The following is a 16,204-nucleotide window of genomic DNA, read 5'->3' on the forward strand; positions in this document are numbered from 1 at the left end:
CCACATACATAACCTAGTACGAAGTACCGCAGGTGCTGAGGCGAGACGCAAGAAATTCATTTGTATGCATCGCTCTTTAAATCGGCATGCGGCGACCCCTTTCTTCAGATAGGGGGCGGAGCATGCCGCTCCATTCTTGCAAAAACTACGCATATATGCTATACTTTTATCTATAGATAGAACGGTACGGATACAATTGAAGCCGACTCACGAGCAGAAACAGTTGCTTGATGAGACCGCTCAACAATTCACGCAGGTCTTCAACGCGGTGTGTGCCTATGGTTGGCAACATGGTGAGAAGAACGGTGTTCGGCTCCATCACGCAACATACTATGAGTTGCGTGAGGCGTATCCTCGTTTGAATGCTAATGTGCTCATTCAGGCACGCATCAAAGCCACCGAAGCCTTGAAGTCTGCCTTTGATCGCAAAGCCAAAGACCGTAAGGCAAGGCAACCTCAATCCAAACTCTGCCCTATTCGCTACAATGAGCGTACCTATGTCCTCAACTGGCAGATACAGGAAGTCAGTCTCTCTACCATAAATGGACGTATTCTGGTTCCTTTCAAAGTTCCTCCTTACAGCAGCAAGTACGTAGGCTATCAAGTCACGACTGCTGACCTGTGTATCAGCAACGGGCGCTACTGGTTGCATGTCGTGGTAAGCGTTCCTGACCCTAACATTCCTCGCCATGATGAGGTGATCGGGGTTGACCTGGGACTTAACCGCCCGGCTGTGACTTCCAACCGCCACTTCCTTGGCTCTCGCCATTGGAAAGAGATCGAGCGCCGCCGTTTTCGTCTCCGCCGCAAACTTCAGTCCAAAGGAACAAAAAGTGCGAAACGACATCTTAAGAAGGTATCTGGTCGCTCTTTGCGATTTCACCGGGACTGTGATCATGTTCTCTCCAAGCGCATCGTTCAGAACGCCACCTCTGGCAGTACCATCGTGATTGAGAACCTGACCCACATTCGCAGCACCAGCAAGATCAGGAAGAAAACGGAAACAAGCCGACGCCTGCATAACTGGTCGTTTGCTCAGTTCCACTCTTTCCTGATCTATAAGGCGCAGGAGCGTGGCATGCAAGTGGTCAAGATTGACCCACGCCATACCTCGCAAACGTGTTCTCAATGTGGGCATCAGCACCGTTCCAATCGAAAATCTCAATCACTCTTTTTGTGCAAACATTGCGGTTATTGTTTGAATGCCGATCTCAACGCGGCGTACAACATTCGCAACAAGCACCTTGCTAGCCTTGGTATATCTTTGGCTAGTGGGTCGCCGTCAGACGGCCTAGCGTCTCAAGCCTCGGCTTAGGGACAAGCCCCTGGCTTTTGCCACGGGTCTCTGACCTATTTGGTAGACTAATGAGAGATAGTTAGATGCGGATCAACGTGACTACATCTGTGGAGGCTATGCAGAAAAAAATACAGTATGCTCGTCAACGTTACAGTAAGTGGCTCATAGAGCGTTTGCGACCAGCTTTGCTCTGGCTCTTCTCTGAGCCCGCCCGTCCCATTCGTTTCGTCTGCATTGGTGGCTCTGCTGCCCTGATTCAGCTCTGCCTGCTCTACCTCTTCTTACAACTTCACATACATGCCTGGCTGGCAAACATTGTCGCTTTTTTTCTCGCAGCTCAGTTTAACTTCCTCTTTAGTTCTTTTTTCACCTGGCGAGATCGTACCATTTCCTGTTCTGGCAAACTGAAGCCGGGGGCGCAATTCATCAAACGGTGGTCAACATTTCACAGCTCGATTTTAGTCAGTGCCTTGCTCAATCAACTGGTCTTTATGTTGGCCGGAACTGTTATGCCCTCGCTCTGGGCTTCCGCGCTTGGTATTCTGGTTGCGGCCTGTGTCAATTTCTTTGTTATGAACCGCCTGGTCTTTTGCCGAGAGTAAACAGGGGGAGAGGATGTGCTGTGGAAAGGCCATAGGCCTTTCCACAGCACATCCTCTCCCCCTGTAAAAAGAGCGTCGCTCTAGTATGCTGTGGGAAACGCTTAGCGTTTGATCTTGAGCGTGCTCACAAAGTTGGCGGCCAGGGCCTCATAGGCGTCGGAGTAGTACTCTTCGACGCGACCAGCGTCACACAGCGAGGTCAACGCCGAGTCAATCGGCATCTGCCCTAGCAGGGGCGCGCCCGTGACCGAAACCAGTTCCGTTGCGTTGCTGGGGCCAAAGATCTCATAGCGCTCGTGATCGGGAGTCTCAAAGTAGGACATATTCTCAACGACGCCCACGATTGAGCCTTTGAGCTGCTGTACCATGTTAACGCATTTCATGACCACCATGGTGGCAAGCATCTGTGGTGATGAGACAATCACGACGCCATCAAGCGGCAGCGCCTGCATAACGGTCATGGGGGCATCCGAGGTCCCAGGAGGCAGGTCGACCAGCAGGTAATCGAGCTGGCCCCAATCCACATCGCTATAGAATTGCTTGATGGCGCTCGATATCATCGGGCCGCGCCAGACGACGGGATCGCTCTCCTTTTCAAGGAACATATTCATGGACATAACTTTGATGCCGCCCTTGCTGCGTAGCGGCTCAATGCCTCCACTCGCTGACTTGGTGGGCTGTCCCCTGGTACCAAACATGCGTGCAATGCTGGGGCCGGTAATATCGCCATCTAGAATACCCACGCGCTGCCCCTGTCTGCGTAGCGAGACCGCCAACAAACCCGTGACAAGCGACTTGCCTACGCCACCCTTGCCGCTCATGATTGCGATTACTTGCTTGATTTTTCGGTCGGGATCGGACGAGAGCATGTTCAGCGGAATGCCCTTGCCCACAGGAGCCTTCTTCGGAGCCACTGAGGTCGGCTCTCCATTTGCGGCCGCATTGAGATCTTTTACCAGCAGTTCAAGTTTCTCTGGAGAGAAACGATGCGTTCTTGCTCCGCCCGCGACACTTTCACGTGCTCCAACCGCACAGGCGGTACACGGGAGACCATGACCATGAAATACCTTGACTGTTGCTGGATACCTGGTCACGACATCATGAATAACCATGTCGGCAGTAATAGTTTCCGCCATCTCTTATCCTCAATAGCGGCAATAACAGTATAGACACGTGTTTGCCGCCCTGCAATTTGTAAACTAACAAAGGTCAAAAGACACTGCTTCATAGATAAAAAAATGTAATTCCTACCTATTTACTCCGATTATTATAGCACACATCAATCCAACCGGCTATATTTCCTGTGCTCCAGGGTAGGGTTTTGAGAGGCCTCGCTTGATCCTTTTCGCTACATTGCACGCAACTATGGCTTATGTTATGATGGCTGCATCAGGTAGATAACGTGCAGCTGATACACACAGCAAAATACACAGAAAAGGAATAGCGGTCAATGACCTCCGGTCAGAGACTGGAGGCTTGTGAGAGCCTGGCTTTTACAAGCCGATTGACCAGACCAGGTTCTTGAGAGAGCGGTGACGCAGAGAAGCTCGGCACCGCTCCCGTTGAGAGAACGCCGATGCTTCCAAGTGTTCAAGATCGTACTGGTGGGTGCTGCCCCAGCCTGCCACCCTACAACGGCTTCTTTAAAACAGGTGATGAGGTCAGTCCCAGTGAGAAGCCGAAAGTACCGAGAGGCATCATGGTCGAGGGGAAGAGAATACTCCGAAAGGAAGCCTTATGGAGTCATCCATCATCTATGTCCTGAGTGTCTCAGGTCAGCCCTTGATGCCAACCAAACGACACAACAAGGTCTGGTACTGGCTGAGACGGGGATTGGCGAAGGTGGTGCGACAAGAGCCATTCACTATCCAATTGTGTTTTGAAACCTCCACCTATACTCAGCCAGTGATCGTGGGCGTCGATACCGGATCGAAAACTGTTGGGGTGGCAGCCACTACCAATGGCGAAGTGGTCTACCAGGCGGAGGTGTATCTGCGCACTGATATCAGCGCAAATATGACCCAACGCCGCATGTACCGGCGTCATCGTCGCGCTCGTAAGACACGCTATCGTGCTGCCCGTTTTGCCAATCGTCGTCGCCAGGTCGAGTGGCTTCCCCCTTCCTTGCGCTCCAAAGCCGAAGCCACCGTCAAGGCGGTGCGCTTGATCGCGTCCTTGCTGCCAGTGGGCAAAGTGAATGTCGAGGTGGGGAACTTTGATACCCAGAGGATGCAACATCCGCAGATCAGCGGCCTCGACTATCAGCAGGGAACCTTGCAAGGCTACCTGGTGCGCGAATACGTCTTGGAGAAGTGGAAGAGAACCTGTGCCTATTGTCAGGCACGTGGAGTTCCTTTGGAACTGGAGCATATTGTCCCGCGCTCCCGAGGAGGAGGCAGCCGTGAGAGTAACCTGACTCTGGCCTGTTACCCGTGTAACGAGCGCAAGGGGCAGCAAACCGCCGCCGAGTTTGGCTACCCCAAGATCCAGGCGCAGGCTTGTGTCCCGTTAAAAGATGCAGCCCACGTCTCTGTGATCAAAACCAGCGTGCTCCAGCAACTTCGGAGTCTCTTTGGGGACGCTCACCTGAGCGTGACTTATGGCTACGAAACCAAATATAAGCGCATCCAGATGCTTGGCCTGCCTAAATCTCACACCAACGATGCCGTCGCTATTGCCTGTGAGATGGGGGAGCGAGTCAAGCCACGGGAAGAGGTTTATCAGATCCGCTGCCTGCCACGGGGGCAGTATCAGCGCTTCAACGGGCGCCACAGTGAGCACAAGTGTTGGGCACCACGCAAGGTGCGAGGCTACAAGCTCTATGAAGTGGTCAAGGCCAAAGGCGTGGTGGGTTATATTGGAGGACGGCGCGAGAAGGGATCGTTCATCATCAAAGAGCTGAGCAGTGGCAAGAAACTGATCGAGGTCGCACCAAGCAAATTGGAACGAGTCGCGCGTCCAACGCAGGGGTGGATGATCACTCGAAAGCCCATCTTAGAAAACCTTAGAAAGGAGGGCGGCGCTTCCTCCCCCAGTTGAAACATGGGGGTACCCGCGCCGACGAAATCATGGAGGCAGACACCGAAAGCTATTTTAAGCAAGTGAATCTCTTCGCAGGTCTAAGCGAAGATGAAATTCGCGAACTCTCCAGTGCAGCTCGTAAACGCTCCTTTCGCTCTGGCGAGGTCATCTTTCATCGCGATGATCCCGGACAGGTTCTCTACGTTATCAAAGAAGGGAAAGTGAAAATCTGTCTTATCAGTCCTGATGGGCAGGAGATCTCGCTTGTTGTCCTTGGTAAAGGCGAATATTTTGGCGAGCAGGCTCTGCTTGATGGACTGGGGCGTTCGGCCGATGCCATTGCGCTTGAAAAGATTGAGTGTTATACCTTACAGCGTAGTGATTTTCACAAAGCGATCCTCAAAAATCCAAAGATTGCGATCTCTGTGCTCGAAGTCCTCTCTAAACGCCTACGCAATACTGATCAGCAGGTAGAAGATCTTATCTTCCTGGATGTATATGGGCGCGTGGCGAAGAAGCTTCTCGACCTGGCTGATGCGCATGGTATTCAGGCCAGCGATGGTGTGCGTATTGATGTCCGCCTGACGCAGCAAGAGCTTGCTTCGATGGTTGGAGCCTCTCGGGAGAGTGTGAATAAGGTGCTTGGCTATTTTACCGACAAGCAATATATTAGTACAGATCGTCACCGTATCACCATCCACCGCATTGCGGACCTGCGCCGGCGCGTTTATTAGATAATGTCATGTCTGTTTGAGACCTCGTGCTTGTGGCGCTCACTCAGGTTGGTGTGTTGGTGGCTACCTGAGGCTGCCACCAACACACCAACCTGAGCATTTGAGTACCTAGAATATGCCTATATACCTCCTGGACTTTTGGCCTACTCGTTACTGCTCCATGCGCTGAACCGTCTCGTTAATAGCTTATTTTGTTGGGAACATATCAGACATGATATTGAAAGAGAGCGTCTTTTAGGGAAATCTATGCCAACTACTAGTGAACCTAGCGTAAATACATCACAATCTCCACATGGCGGCTTACCGCAACTGACAGCCCAACAGCCTACACTGAGCACCCTGGGACGCCTGCGGGCCCTGGTAAAGGCGATGCGACTGAAACAATGGACCAAGAATGCCACACTTTTTATCGCTATTGTATTTGCCAGCCACCTGTTGCTAGTAAATGAGTTTGAGCGAACCGCTCTGGCCTTTTTCGCATTCTGCCTGGCTTCTAGCACGATCTATCTGCTCAATGATTTGCTTGATATTGAGCAAGATCGACAGCACCCGGTCAAATGTAAGCGTCCCCTGGCATCGGGACAACTCCCCGTCTCCTGGGCTATTGGGGCCATTGTCCTCCTGGTGCTAGCGTGTGCGGCCCTGTCCCTGGCGATCTTTTTCCTTCCCGTTACCAAATCTCAGGATGTGTATGCTAGCCTGGGGGGGCAAATGTTCTCTTCTCACTCTGTGTGCTTTCTTACCTGGTGCTTATGGTTCTGTATGGCATCTGGCTAAAGCATATTGTTCTGGTCGATATTTTTGTGATCGCCTGCGGCTTTGTCTTGCGTGTGATTGCGGGTGCGGTCGTGACTCCCGTTTCAATCTCCCCCTGGCTCTATATGGTGACCTGCCTGCTCTCGCTCTTCCTGGCATTGAGCAAGCGGCGCAATGAACTGGTACTCTTGCAGGGGCGAGCTAGCTCTCATCGCCAGATTCTGAAGGAATATAATATTCCTATGTTGGATCAGATGATTACGGTTGTGGTTACCTGTACCCTGATGGCTTATAGCCTCTATACCATTGAGGCGCCTACTGGTCACCACAGTATCATCTTAACGGTTCCCTTTGTGCTCTATGGCATCTTTCGCTATCTCTACCTGGTCTATGTACGCAACGATGGGGGGAGCCCTGACGAGGTCCTGCTACGTGACCGCCACATGCTGATAACCGTTTTGGTGTGTGCGACAATTATTCTGCTGGTATTCTACTTACCACACTGATGGAGTTGGCTTTTGCAAACTCGTAAGATACGTAATGGCATTGTGGTCTCGCTAATATTTGCCTTCGTGGTCATGCTGGTCATCGCGCTCTACGCCGATGTTCCAAACATGCTGGCGGCATTTGCTGGCTTTCACTGGATCTACCTGCCTGTGATCCTGGGCCTGACCCTGGTGAACTATGCTGGACGTTTTGTGAAGTGGAGTTATTATCTCAAGCGTCTGCGGATTGTTGTGAGACCCTCCATCAGCCTGCTCATCTTTCTCTCGGGCTTATCAATGGCTATTACACCTGGTAAGGTTGGTGAACTGCTCAAATCCTATTTGCTTAGGCAATATACCGATGCACCTATTAGCCACTCGTCGCCTATTATTGTGGCTGAGCGGCTCTCTGATGGCCTGGCTATGCTGGCGCTGGCCTCTTCTGGCCTCTTGCTCTATCGCTTTGGTTTACAGCTGATGCTTCCCCTCCTGATCGTTGGTTTGGCTGGTGTGCTGGTCATTCAGAACCGCACGCTCTCTCTGCGCCTCTTGCGCATTTGTGAGCGTCTCCCTTTTCTGGGACGCTTTGCTCAGCATTTCCAGGCCTTCTATGAGAGTGCCTATACCTTATTGCAGTGGCGCCCTCTGCTTCTGGCCGTTGGCATTGGTATTGTGTCCTGGTCAGGGGAATGCCTGGCATTCTATTTTGTCTTCCGAGGTCTAGGGATTGCGGCAAGTATGGATCTGGTGCTGAAATCTACCTTTATTCTTGCCGTTTCTTCCCTGGTTGGCTCTGCCTCTGGCTTGCCTGGTGGGCTCGGTTCCGCTGATGGCAGTGTGCTGGGGCTGACCCGCCTTCTAGTAACGTCATCGTCGGCATTGGGAGGTGCAGCGACCCTGCTCATTCGTTTCTGTACTCTCTGGTTCGGGCTACTGATCGGAGTTGGTGCATTGATTACGCTCCGAACTGTGCCTGCGCTCAAGGCCGTTCCCCGTGAACGCGCTGAGACTGGTCGTTTGCCTGACTCCCAATCCTTTTCTATTGCTCATCAATCTAACGCCGATCTCTCATCGGTATCGGCGACTCGCGGAGAATAAATTTCCATGAAAACGTTGATTATCATTCCTACCTATAACGAGTACGAGAACCTGCGCCCTCTGCTGGAGAGCATCTTTTCCTTCGCTCCTCAGACGCACATTCTGGTTGTCGATGATAACTCGCCTGACAATACTGGCAAGCTTGCGGATGAGATTAGCGCGAATGATCCTCGCGTTCATGTGCTGCATCGCGCCGGCAAGCTTGGTCTGGGTACTGCCTATATCGCGGGCTTCAAGTATGCTATTGAGCATGCCTATGATGCCGCTTTCGAGATGGACGCCGACTTCTCACATGATCCCAAGTATTTGCCAAACTTCCTGAAGGAGATCGAGAATGCCGATCTCGTCATTGGCTCGCGCTATATCCCTGGCGGCAGCACGCCTAACTGGTCGATCTCGCGCCGCCTCATCAGTGGCTGTGGGAATATTTTTGCACGCTTCATGCTTGGTATTCCCGTGCAAGACTGTACCGCTGGTTATCGCTGCTATCGTCGCCGCGTGCTAGAGACGATCAATCTGGATACCATCGAGTCGCAGGGCTACGCCTTCCAGGTTGAGCTGGCTTATCGGGTGATGAAGCATGGCTTTAAGATTGTTGAGACCCCCATTACCTTTATGGATCGCCGCGTTGGCTCTTCCAAGATGTCCAAGAACATTGTTTTTGAGGCATTCACTTTTGTTATTCGCACGCGCTTTGGTAAGCAGCAGCATACGCCTGTGATTAAGAGTGCCGTCCAGGAGAGCCAGGCCGAGCAAGAGCCGTCCCCTGTCGCTCATCAGTAGCCTTTACATCTATACTCATCAACACGAAAATAGGGGCCGTTGCGACGGCCCCTATTTTCGTTTCTTCTTTTTCTTTTTGCCCCCGGTGTGCTGTTGCAGGCTCATTTCCTCATAGTCCCATTTTGCTTTGTCCGCTGGATTGAGTCCATAGACCTTGCGCACCTCGATGCGGTGCCTGGCTCGGGCCTCAACGTCTCTTGGCCCTGCCTTTAGCTGCATGGCTAAATGTCCCGTTGAGCGTGTTTGGCCTCCCTTCTCTCCCACGGCGTCGCGAATTTCTCCGTCATCGCTATACATCTCTACCTCACGCCCCGCCTCTCTTGCCTGGGCTGCCATCCTGATGATGACTGCGTCAGCCTTCTCCCCATAACGCGAGAAGACAATACGAATATGCTCTTCGTGCTTGATCTCTTCTCGAGCCCCATTCCCATCAAAGACGACAATCAATGTGTGTTCACTGTTGCGGTATCGATTCCTCAACTGTTGAATCAGGACGCGGCGCGCGTGCTCCATATTGTCTATGCCCAGGGATTGAAACATCGGATTCTTTTTGATGACGTTGTATCCGTCGACGAGAATATCACGGCTCATGACATTGGTGGTGCCCCTTTTATTTGAAAAATGGAGGATGTTGCAGCCAGTTCCAGAAAGCAGCTATGTATCCGCGCACATCAATGTGCAGTATCTTCCATAAAAATGTATTGACCTCCATTGAGAGCGTGGCTGCTATGATCCCTCCTACGAACAGTGCCAGCAGGATAATTCCAACGCTGAAGATGGCTTTGCGCATCCAACTGAAGTGTTGCCTGTCTCGGCGCCCCGGAAGGGTCGCGATCTCATCAAGCGCTACCTCGCCTGGCTTCTTCTCTCTGCGGGCCAGGATTGTGCTTGCTTTGAACACAGGTGGCTGTGTCGTTCTCTCATGCACGCGACCCCCATCCTCATCCACCTCTCTCCCCGAAACACTGCGTATGCGTTTCCCTCGTGTGTGCGTTGGATGTGTGGAACTGGTCTTGTTCGTCCATTCCCTATGATAGCGCCCTTCCTCTATACAGACCAGTCCCTCCTGACTATCCTCCCCCCAGGCTGTGTTTCGCTTCTGCACCTGAAGTACTAACCCTGCTTCCTGCACACAGGCGGCACACAGCGCATAGGTCCTATCCCAGCAATCTGGGCAGGCTGGCCGTCGGCAGCGATAGCAGAAGTGGCTGATGTTGAGGAGCAGGTGCTCACGCTGCATGGGCGTCAGTGGCTCCCACAACTGCCATACGCCTGTCACGGTGTAGCGCGCCGCACAAATGCTACAGGTCACCGACTTCTCGTTCCTCCGCGCCTCTGGATTTGCTTCCCTGCTCATATCGGCCTCCTGCTTATGCCAGTGTAAAGAGCACAAAAATGTTAAAGTGTATTTTGAAAGCGAATGGGAAAGTGTAACTTGTTTTTGCCTTTATTATACGTTCTCGCTGCCCCTCCCAACATGCTCAAGCAAACTTTTTGAGTTGACGAAAAATTGCGAAAGGATTTTTTATCACATCTGCAGAATTCTCCGAAGGCCCTACGCAAGCATGAGGAACGATGATTATATGCAATTCGTGCAGACCAGCCTGATGGGGGACCGAGACCGGCTTGGACTCTCACACACTCAGCGCAAAAACCGTCGAACTTTCACGGTATTGGCCAGAAGACGAGGACGAGGACGAGGGCGATTGCAGCCCGCTCGCTCAAAGCATGAGCGAGCGGGCTGCAATCGCCCTCGAAAGGATTATTTACACATTTCGCTTTGGTACTACAGGCAATACTAACGCGGAGGGGTGTACCGCATCATGATAAATCCTCTGGTGAGCAGTAATGTATTCACTGGTCTTACCCAGAGGTGCACCGGTATTTAAATTGCGATCATATTTGGGGAATGCGCTGGAAGAGACTTCTAGCCCGATGCGATGCCCTTTCTTAAACAATTGCGCGGTATCCCAGCATTCGATAGTGTAATGATAGATCTTGCCGGATTCAATCAACGAGGGCTTATCCATGCCATCGCGGAAACGAGCTCGTATCAGGCCATCACATAAACGCTGCCTGAAGCCGGTTGGCCAGACATCAACCAGCTTCGCTGTAAAGTCGGTATCTACGGCAGAGGATTCCGCATAGAGTTCGAGGCGCACCGGACCTGTTACCTCCACTTCTTCCGCAAGCGGCTCGGTGACGTAAACAAGCACATCATCGCGGCGCTCCACAGCCGCGTAATCATCAGGACCACCAATCTGCGATGATATCGGCTCGGAAATAAAAGGGACAGGACGAACTGGATCATAACGATATTCGTCTATCGGTTCTTCACCTTCCGGCATGTGCGTAGATAACATGCCATCTCCAAATAAGCTATTGGCATTGCCACCACTGTGCAGGTAGTAATGGGTCCATTGTGTTCGCGCCAGAGGCCATTCCTGCTCGTCGCGCCACGTATTTTCGCCCATAATAAAGATACGTACAGGAGCCTCCTGGAGATCTTGCGGTTTCTTTTTCAGCCAACGATCAAACCAGCGTATCTCTTCGCTACGCATATCAATCAGAGAACCCAGGCCAAAATCGACCTCACCCAATTTGCTTGTTGTATTTACTGCGTGTCCCCACGGTCCCATCAGTAGACGCTGACCGGCGCGTATCTCAGGCGTTGCCCCCCTGGTAGTCATGCCGTGAAAGTTCAGCGGCGTACCAATTTCCTCGTCATCATACCAACCCGAAATGTGCAGCACGGGAACATTGATACTATCGAACTTGTTCTGGTAGCATATACGTTCCCAATACTCATCGAGCAGAGGATGCTCGATATCCTCGCGCCAGTGGCGATTAGGCCGCCCCGCTCGCTCGTCCATAGTTAATAAGGGGAGATGCCAGTAGACTGACCCCCAGTCCGCTGCCTCCATCACCTGATTGACCTTGCCACTGACATAGTGCAGCCAGCATAAATGCATGGGCGAAGCTAGACCAGTCGGTGTTTCTACAAAGGGATCGGAGGGTGTCACGCCTACTATCATCGCTTTCAAGTGAGGGGGCGATTGCAAAGCCGTAAGCCACTGAATTCGGCCTGGGTAAGAGTTACCAATTGTTCCTACAGCACTGGTTGACCACGGCTGAGCCGCCAGCCACTCGATAGCATCGTACCCATCGATACCATCATTGAAATACGGCGTAAATTCACCCTCAGAATCGCCACGCCCGCGCACATCCATACCGACGAAAACATATCCGCGTTGTACGTACGCCTCAGCACGTTCTAACATCCCCGTGTTGGCCTTGACATAAGGGGTGCGCATGAGAATCACCGGCCATTGTTCGCCGGTCGGGGGGAAATATATATCAGCCGATAGGGTCACGCCGTCGCGCATTGGCACGCGCTGGTCAAAAGCAATCCGAATATTTGAGGCCATTGCATATTCCTTCGTTCTACCGTTCTACGAGATCACTACCTGGAAGCGATGCTTCCATCTGCTCTATAGTCCAGTCTACGTTTCTGCTCCGATTACTGTAGGAAAACGTATGGGCGGGGTCAGATCGCATGCGTCGCAAGCGCTGCTGCCCTTGGGAGAGGATGGCATTATAGAGTTGACGAGCGACTTCCAGGTGGGCACGGAGGCGGGCTGCTTGTCCTAGATCAACGACCAGAGGCAGTTCCAGCAGAAAGGTGGGCGTCGCCGGTCGCTTTTCCTTCTGCTTCCCCTGTCCCTGGCGTTTCTTTGGCATTTCGGCTCCTCACATGCATGTATACAGACAAAACATGATGATACGTCTATTCTACCAGAAAAAATCAGAAGAACACAAGTTCTTAGCCGCGTTTTCTCTGCCCCACTCTTCTGCAAGAGTGGGGCGACCGCGCCCCCGGATGGGGGGCAATCCCGGCATGAATGACCAGGGCTTTCTCGCCACGTTCTCTGTAAAAGGGAATGAGGTGAGCTATGCACTCACCTCGAATAAAGGCTAATCCAATGGCCGCTCAAGGGCCTGGAGATATCTATCGGCAGAGCGCAGCACGGCCTGATGAGCATCTTGCGTCACAACGCGTCCGAACCAGGCCCCATAGAGGCGCTCAAAACGATAGGGGGCAATAGTATCGCGAATACGGTTGACCTCGTAGGCCGGTAAGGGAATCAGATTGGGATAGCTATACATGAAGGAAACCCATTGCCGGTCGGCCACAACGGTAATGATGTCGCCGGACAACAACGCCCCCTTGCCATCGAAACCGGCCGGCCAGTGCAGAACAGTGCCACCGCGAAAATGCCCTCCCAGGCGGATCAGCGTGAGATCTGGCTGCAGAGAATGCGTTTCGCCTGACCAGAATATGATGTGTTCGTCGGGCCGCATCACCCACTGGCGATCAGCCTCGTGTAGGTAGATCGGTGCATTGAAGTGCCTGGCCCACGCCACCATCGAACTGTAGTAGTGAGGATGAGAGATGGCAATTGCCGCGATGCCACCACGCTGCTGCACTTCGGCCAACGTCTGCTCATCCAGCAGACTAATGCAGTCCCAGAGTACGTTTCCCTGCGGCGTCTGAACCAGCAAGGCGCGCTGCCCTATGGCAAAAGAAGGCTCGGTGCCAATGCCGAGAAGATTTGGCTCCTCTTCCTTGAAGACATTATGAAATCCATTGCGGGACATCTCGGCCAGCGTTGTCCATTGCTGTCCGTTGTATCCCACATATTGCCGTTGGTCGTTACAGATCGGGCACGCTTCAGGCTGAGCCTCTCGCGCCGCGAATTGAGAACCACAAGTAACACAGATCCAATGTTCCATCGTACCCTTCCCTTTCCAGAAAAGCTGCTCTCTTTTGATGACATAGATCAGTATAGAATGATGGGAAGCCCGCTGTCATTGTCCAAAGGTGTAATTTTTCTTTCGTACAAAAGGACAGGATCTGAGCGCCAGGATCAAATTACAGCACGTACCATCTCGCGGGCAAACTGATCATCGGAGGGGCCGTGTTGTACCAGCAGATGGTACCACATGGCTCCATAGATCAGATCGGCCAGCACCTCAATATTGCTATCAGGTGGAGGAAAAACAAAAAAGAAGGAAGGCTAGCACATGGGCTAACCTTCCTTCTTTCGTGATCTCAACGTTTTTTCTTAACGTTTCATGCTATCTGATGTTGGGGCTTAGTAGCGTCCGCTCCGATAGCTCGTGTCTGAATACCGTTCTCTTGCCTGGAATCCTCTGCTTCCTGCCGCCTGGCGCTCACGCGCCTCGTTGACGGTGATCGTCCGATTTCCTAGAAGGGTTCCGTTCAGTCGCTCAATGGCGGACTGTGCTTCTTGATCGGTACTCATTTCGACAAAGCCAAACCCTTTGCTTCGCCCTGTCTCACGATCCGTGATGACCGAAGCCTGAGTGACCTGCCCGACCTGGGCAAAAAGATCACCAAGGTCTTGCTCGGTCGTTTGATAAGGGAGACCCCCTACATATAGTCTCATGTGTATCTACTCCTGTGTGAACATCTCTCTATCCATTGATGCTCGGAGAAACCATTTCCCACAGAAGCGATCCAATTTCTTTGTGATGCCATACACTTATAGAAACAGGTTTGGCTAGCAACTTATTCCCTCGCCTTCACATTCAAAGTGGCTTCAGAAAGACCTCGCTCTCGTTCCCTACTTCATGAGCGATCTTGAAGAAGAATCTGTGTATCCATATCGAGCGTTCAGGAAGAATTGAGCAACAGTATCCATTAATACTCAGGGGCCACCCCTAATTAGCCGATTCAAAAGTGTCATTATTTCCCAGGAGAGCAATCGTCATGACCTGGTTCGCTGCTGCGGGTGCGGCAAGTTTTTTTGCGTGAGGCAGAATCCAGGCAACAAGCCGCTGCCACAAGCAGTGTAGAGCACAGAGAGCTTCATTGATGGGTATTGATCGCGTGTGGGCAGGTCCGCACTGACAATCGCCTCTTAGCGAGATTGCCCTCTCGATGCGAAATCGACGAAGAGAGAGGGTGGACCCACTTTCCTTTTCTTTCTGATCGCGCTGTTGTCTCCCATCGTACCACCTCTCCATTGCTAATAAAAAGCATGAAGAGCGAGCTGGTTTGATGCGAAGAGTGAGCAGCACAACCATTGCCACCAGAGAAACCGCTCTTGAAGCGGCTCGTTTACACCCGAAAGTTGTCAATTTACAGGGAACTCTCTGCCCGTGCTGACGGGAAAACAGGATAAAGGATCGTAAATAGCCTTTTATCGCGTCGATACGAAAAGTTATTCAAACAACAATCAGGGCAAGTTCTATCCGTTTTTTGTGGTAATCTCAAATGAGACAACAAGGAAAAATGTGTAGAATTCGAGCGATTCGCGAAAGGAGACGGCCATGGGTAAGCAGACGTTTCTTGATACGCTGCACGGTGAACGCACACAATGGGATGCACAGGTGGCGCAGGTCGACGAGGAGCGAATGACGCAATCTGGTTTCGCCGGGAAATGGTCGCTAAAGGATGTCATTGCACATATCGCAGTGTATGAAGAATGGACCGCAAATGATATCCAGCGCGCACGGCGAGGCGAGCAGCCAGAGTGGGACCCGGAGTTGACGGGGGTAAGCGACGATGAGCGAAATGCGAGATTATATGAGCAGCAGCGCGGGCGGACGCTCGCCGACACGCTGGCTTTCTCTTGGCGGGCATACCAGCAACTTGTAGAGGCAATACAGGCGCTCTCCAACGAAGAATTCAATAGCACCGATGGATTGGGCGGACGGCTGCATTCGTTTTGGGTGGGACGACCGCTGTGGGAAGGGCTTGTCGGGAATGCGTATCAGCATTATCGAGAGCACTCACCAGATCTGAAAGCGTGGCTGGATGGTCAGGCAGAGGTTGGTAAATAGCGCTCGGTTGAGAACCTCTATCGAGCTTTCACTTCAGTTTTTGGGCGATTCAATCTGTTTTGTCTGAACCGATCTCGCCTGTTTTTGCAGTCTCACCAAGCACCAAAAAGTAGCACGCTGACCATCCGAATTGACAACCATCGAGTATTATAGATCGCCTCCTGGGCGGTTTCTCTGGTGTACAATGGTTGTACTGCTCAACCTTTGCGCTTTTTACCAATTGCTCTGGATGAGCTCGACGCAAAAAAACTTGCCGCACTCGTTCGCTGGTTCGCTGCCGGCGGCATGACGATTGCTCTTTTTTTCGTGATCATGACGCCAATTTGGGAAAGGAAAACGATCGTTTCCCTTTCCCAAATTGGCAATTTTACCCAAAAAGAAGCAATGAAATGGCAAAAATGAGATTTTTATCCCCTCCTTGTCCTTAACGAGGATTTTGGGGGAGAAAATGTTGGGAGCCCGTATTGGTGATATCGATTCCATCTTCCTGCTACACTGAATGTAAGGTGACAACAATGCACTGACAACAATGTAGTGAACTCGGCTTCAGTTCACAGG

Annotated in this window: 16 protein-coding genes and 2 pseudogenes; 10 read left to right on the forward strand and 8 right to left on the reverse strand. The window is 52.0% G+C overall.

Features of this window, described 5'->3' with window-relative positions:
* Positions 1 to 196: 196 nt before the first annotated feature.
* Both JMJ04_RS14165 and JMJ04_RS14170 read left to right on the forward strand, forming a co-directional pair.
* Complete coding sequence (locus JMJ04_RS14165) at positions 197 to 1,315, forward strand: RNA-guided endonuclease InsQ/TnpB family protein (protein ID WP_268887336.1); 1,119 nt, start codon at positions 197 to 199, stop codon at positions 1,313 to 1,315.
* A 98-nt stretch (positions 1,316 to 1,413) separates the two neighbouring features.
* On the forward strand, positions 1,414 to 1,899 hold the full coding sequence (locus tag JMJ04_RS14170; protein ID WP_201371120.1) for a GtrA family protein: 486 nt from the start codon (positions 1,414 to 1,416) through the stop codon (positions 1,897 to 1,899).
* A 101-nt stretch (positions 1,900 to 2,000) separates the two neighbouring features.
* Here the strand turns inward: JMJ04_RS14170 and JMJ04_RS14175 are convergent, their stop codons facing one another.
* Positions 2,001 to 3,035 carry a P-loop NTPase gene (locus JMJ04_RS14175; protein WP_201371121.1) on the reverse strand — a complete coding sequence of 345 codons (1,035 nt, stop codon included), beginning with the start codon at positions 3,033 to 3,035 and terminating at the stop codon, positions 2,001 to 2,003.
* 601 nt (positions 3,036 to 3,636) lie between these two features.
* Here JMJ04_RS14175 and iscB point away from each other — a divergent pair.
* From iscB to JMJ04_RS14205, 6 genes are all read left to right on the forward strand, one after another.
* Positions 3,637 to 4,938, forward strand: a complete 1,302-nt coding sequence (gene iscB, locus JMJ04_RS14180) for an RNA-guided endonuclease IscB (RefSeq protein WP_201371122.1) — start codon at positions 3,637 to 3,639, stop codon at positions 4,936 to 4,938.
* Between the two features lie 29 nt (positions 4,939 to 4,967).
* Entirely contained in the window at positions 4,968 to 5,654 is a 687-nt protein-coding gene (locus JMJ04_RS14185) for a Crp/Fnr family transcriptional regulator (protein ID WP_007907127.1), read from the forward strand.
* Positions 5,655 to 5,900: 246 nt separating this feature from the next.
* Positions 5,901 to 6,431, forward strand: coding sequence for a UbiA family prenyltransferase (locus tag JMJ04_RS14190; protein ID WP_201371123.1), 531 nt, complete (start codon positions 5,901 to 5,903; stop codon positions 6,429 to 6,431).
* Positions 6,407 to 6,916, forward strand: a complete 510-nt coding sequence (locus JMJ04_RS14195; protein ID WP_201371124.1) for a UbiA prenyltransferase family protein — start codon at positions 6,407 to 6,409, stop codon at positions 6,914 to 6,916. The genes JMJ04_RS14190 and JMJ04_RS14195 overlap by 25 nt, the downstream gene beginning before the upstream one ends.
* A gap of 12 nt (positions 6,917 to 6,928) precedes the next feature.
* A complete protein-coding gene (locus JMJ04_RS14200; protein WP_201371125.1) occupies positions 6,929 to 7,993 on the forward strand; it encodes a lysylphosphatidylglycerol synthase transmembrane domain-containing protein in 1,065 nt (354 codons plus the stop codon).
* Between the two features lie 6 nt (positions 7,994 to 7,999).
* The gene (locus JMJ04_RS14205) at positions 8,000 to 8,776 is read left to right on the forward strand and encodes a polyprenol monophosphomannose synthase (protein ID WP_201371126.1); all 777 of its coding nucleotides are present in this window, start codon (positions 8,000 to 8,002) and stop codon (positions 8,774 to 8,776) included.
* A 51-nt stretch (positions 8,777 to 8,827) separates the two neighbouring features.
* Here JMJ04_RS14205 and JMJ04_RS14210 read toward each other — a convergent pair whose 3' ends face one another.
* The 7 genes and pseudogenes from JMJ04_RS14210 to JMJ04_RS14240 form a co-directional block, all read right to left on the reverse strand.
* Positions 8,828 to 9,367, reverse strand: a complete 540-nt coding sequence (locus JMJ04_RS14210) for an NYN domain-containing protein (RefSeq protein ID WP_201371127.1) — start codon at positions 9,365 to 9,367, stop codon at positions 8,828 to 8,830.
* A gap of 19 nt (positions 9,368 to 9,386) precedes the next feature.
* Positions 9,387 to 10,133, reverse strand: coding sequence for a hypothetical protein (locus JMJ04_RS14215; protein ID WP_201371128.1), 747 nt, complete (start codon positions 10,131 to 10,133; stop codon positions 9,387 to 9,389).
* 409 nt (positions 10,134 to 10,542) lie between these two features.
* Positions 10,543 to 12,204, reverse strand: coding sequence for a CocE/NonD family hydrolase (locus tag JMJ04_RS14220; protein WP_201371129.1), 1,662 nt, complete (start codon positions 12,202 to 12,204; stop codon positions 10,543 to 10,545).
* Positions 12,205 to 12,316: 112 nt separating this feature from the next.
* Positions 12,317 to 12,517: pseudogene (locus JMJ04_RS14225) on the reverse strand (AAA family ATPase); the annotation flags it as partial.
* A 234-nt stretch (positions 12,518 to 12,751) separates the two neighbouring features.
* A complete protein-coding gene (locus JMJ04_RS14230) occupies positions 12,752 to 13,570 on the reverse strand; it encodes an MBL fold metallo-hydrolase (protein ID WP_201371130.1) in 819 nt (272 codons plus the stop codon).
* A gap of 134 nt (positions 13,571 to 13,704) precedes the next feature.
* A pseudogene (locus tag JMJ04_RS48690) lies at positions 13,705 to 13,818 on the reverse strand (TetR/AcrR family transcriptional regulator); the annotation flags it as partial.
* Between the two features lie 114 nt (positions 13,819 to 13,932).
* The gene (locus tag JMJ04_RS14240) at positions 13,933 to 14,247 is read right to left on the reverse strand and encodes an RNA recognition motif domain-containing protein (RefSeq protein ID WP_201371132.1); all 315 of its coding nucleotides are present in this window, start codon (positions 14,245 to 14,247) and stop codon (positions 13,933 to 13,935) included.
* 886 nt (positions 14,248 to 15,133) lie between these two features.
* Here JMJ04_RS14240 and JMJ04_RS14245 point away from each other — a divergent pair.
* Complete coding sequence (locus tag JMJ04_RS14245) at positions 15,134 to 15,646, forward strand: maleylpyruvate isomerase N-terminal domain-containing protein (RefSeq protein ID WP_201371133.1); 513 nt, start codon at positions 15,134 to 15,136, stop codon at positions 15,644 to 15,646.
* A 177-nt stretch (positions 15,647 to 15,823) separates the two neighbouring features.
* Complete coding sequence (locus JMJ04_RS14250) at positions 15,824 to 16,048, forward strand: hypothetical protein (RefSeq protein ID WP_201371134.1); 225 nt, start codon at positions 15,824 to 15,826, stop codon at positions 16,046 to 16,048.
* Positions 16,049 to 16,204 lie beyond the last annotated feature (156 nt).

This window comes from Ktedonobacter robiniae (genome assembly GCF_016587375.1).
GTDB classification, from domain to species: domain Bacteria; phylum Chloroflexota; class Ktedonobacteria; order Ktedonobacterales; family Ktedonobacteraceae; genus Ktedonobacter; species Ktedonobacter robiniae.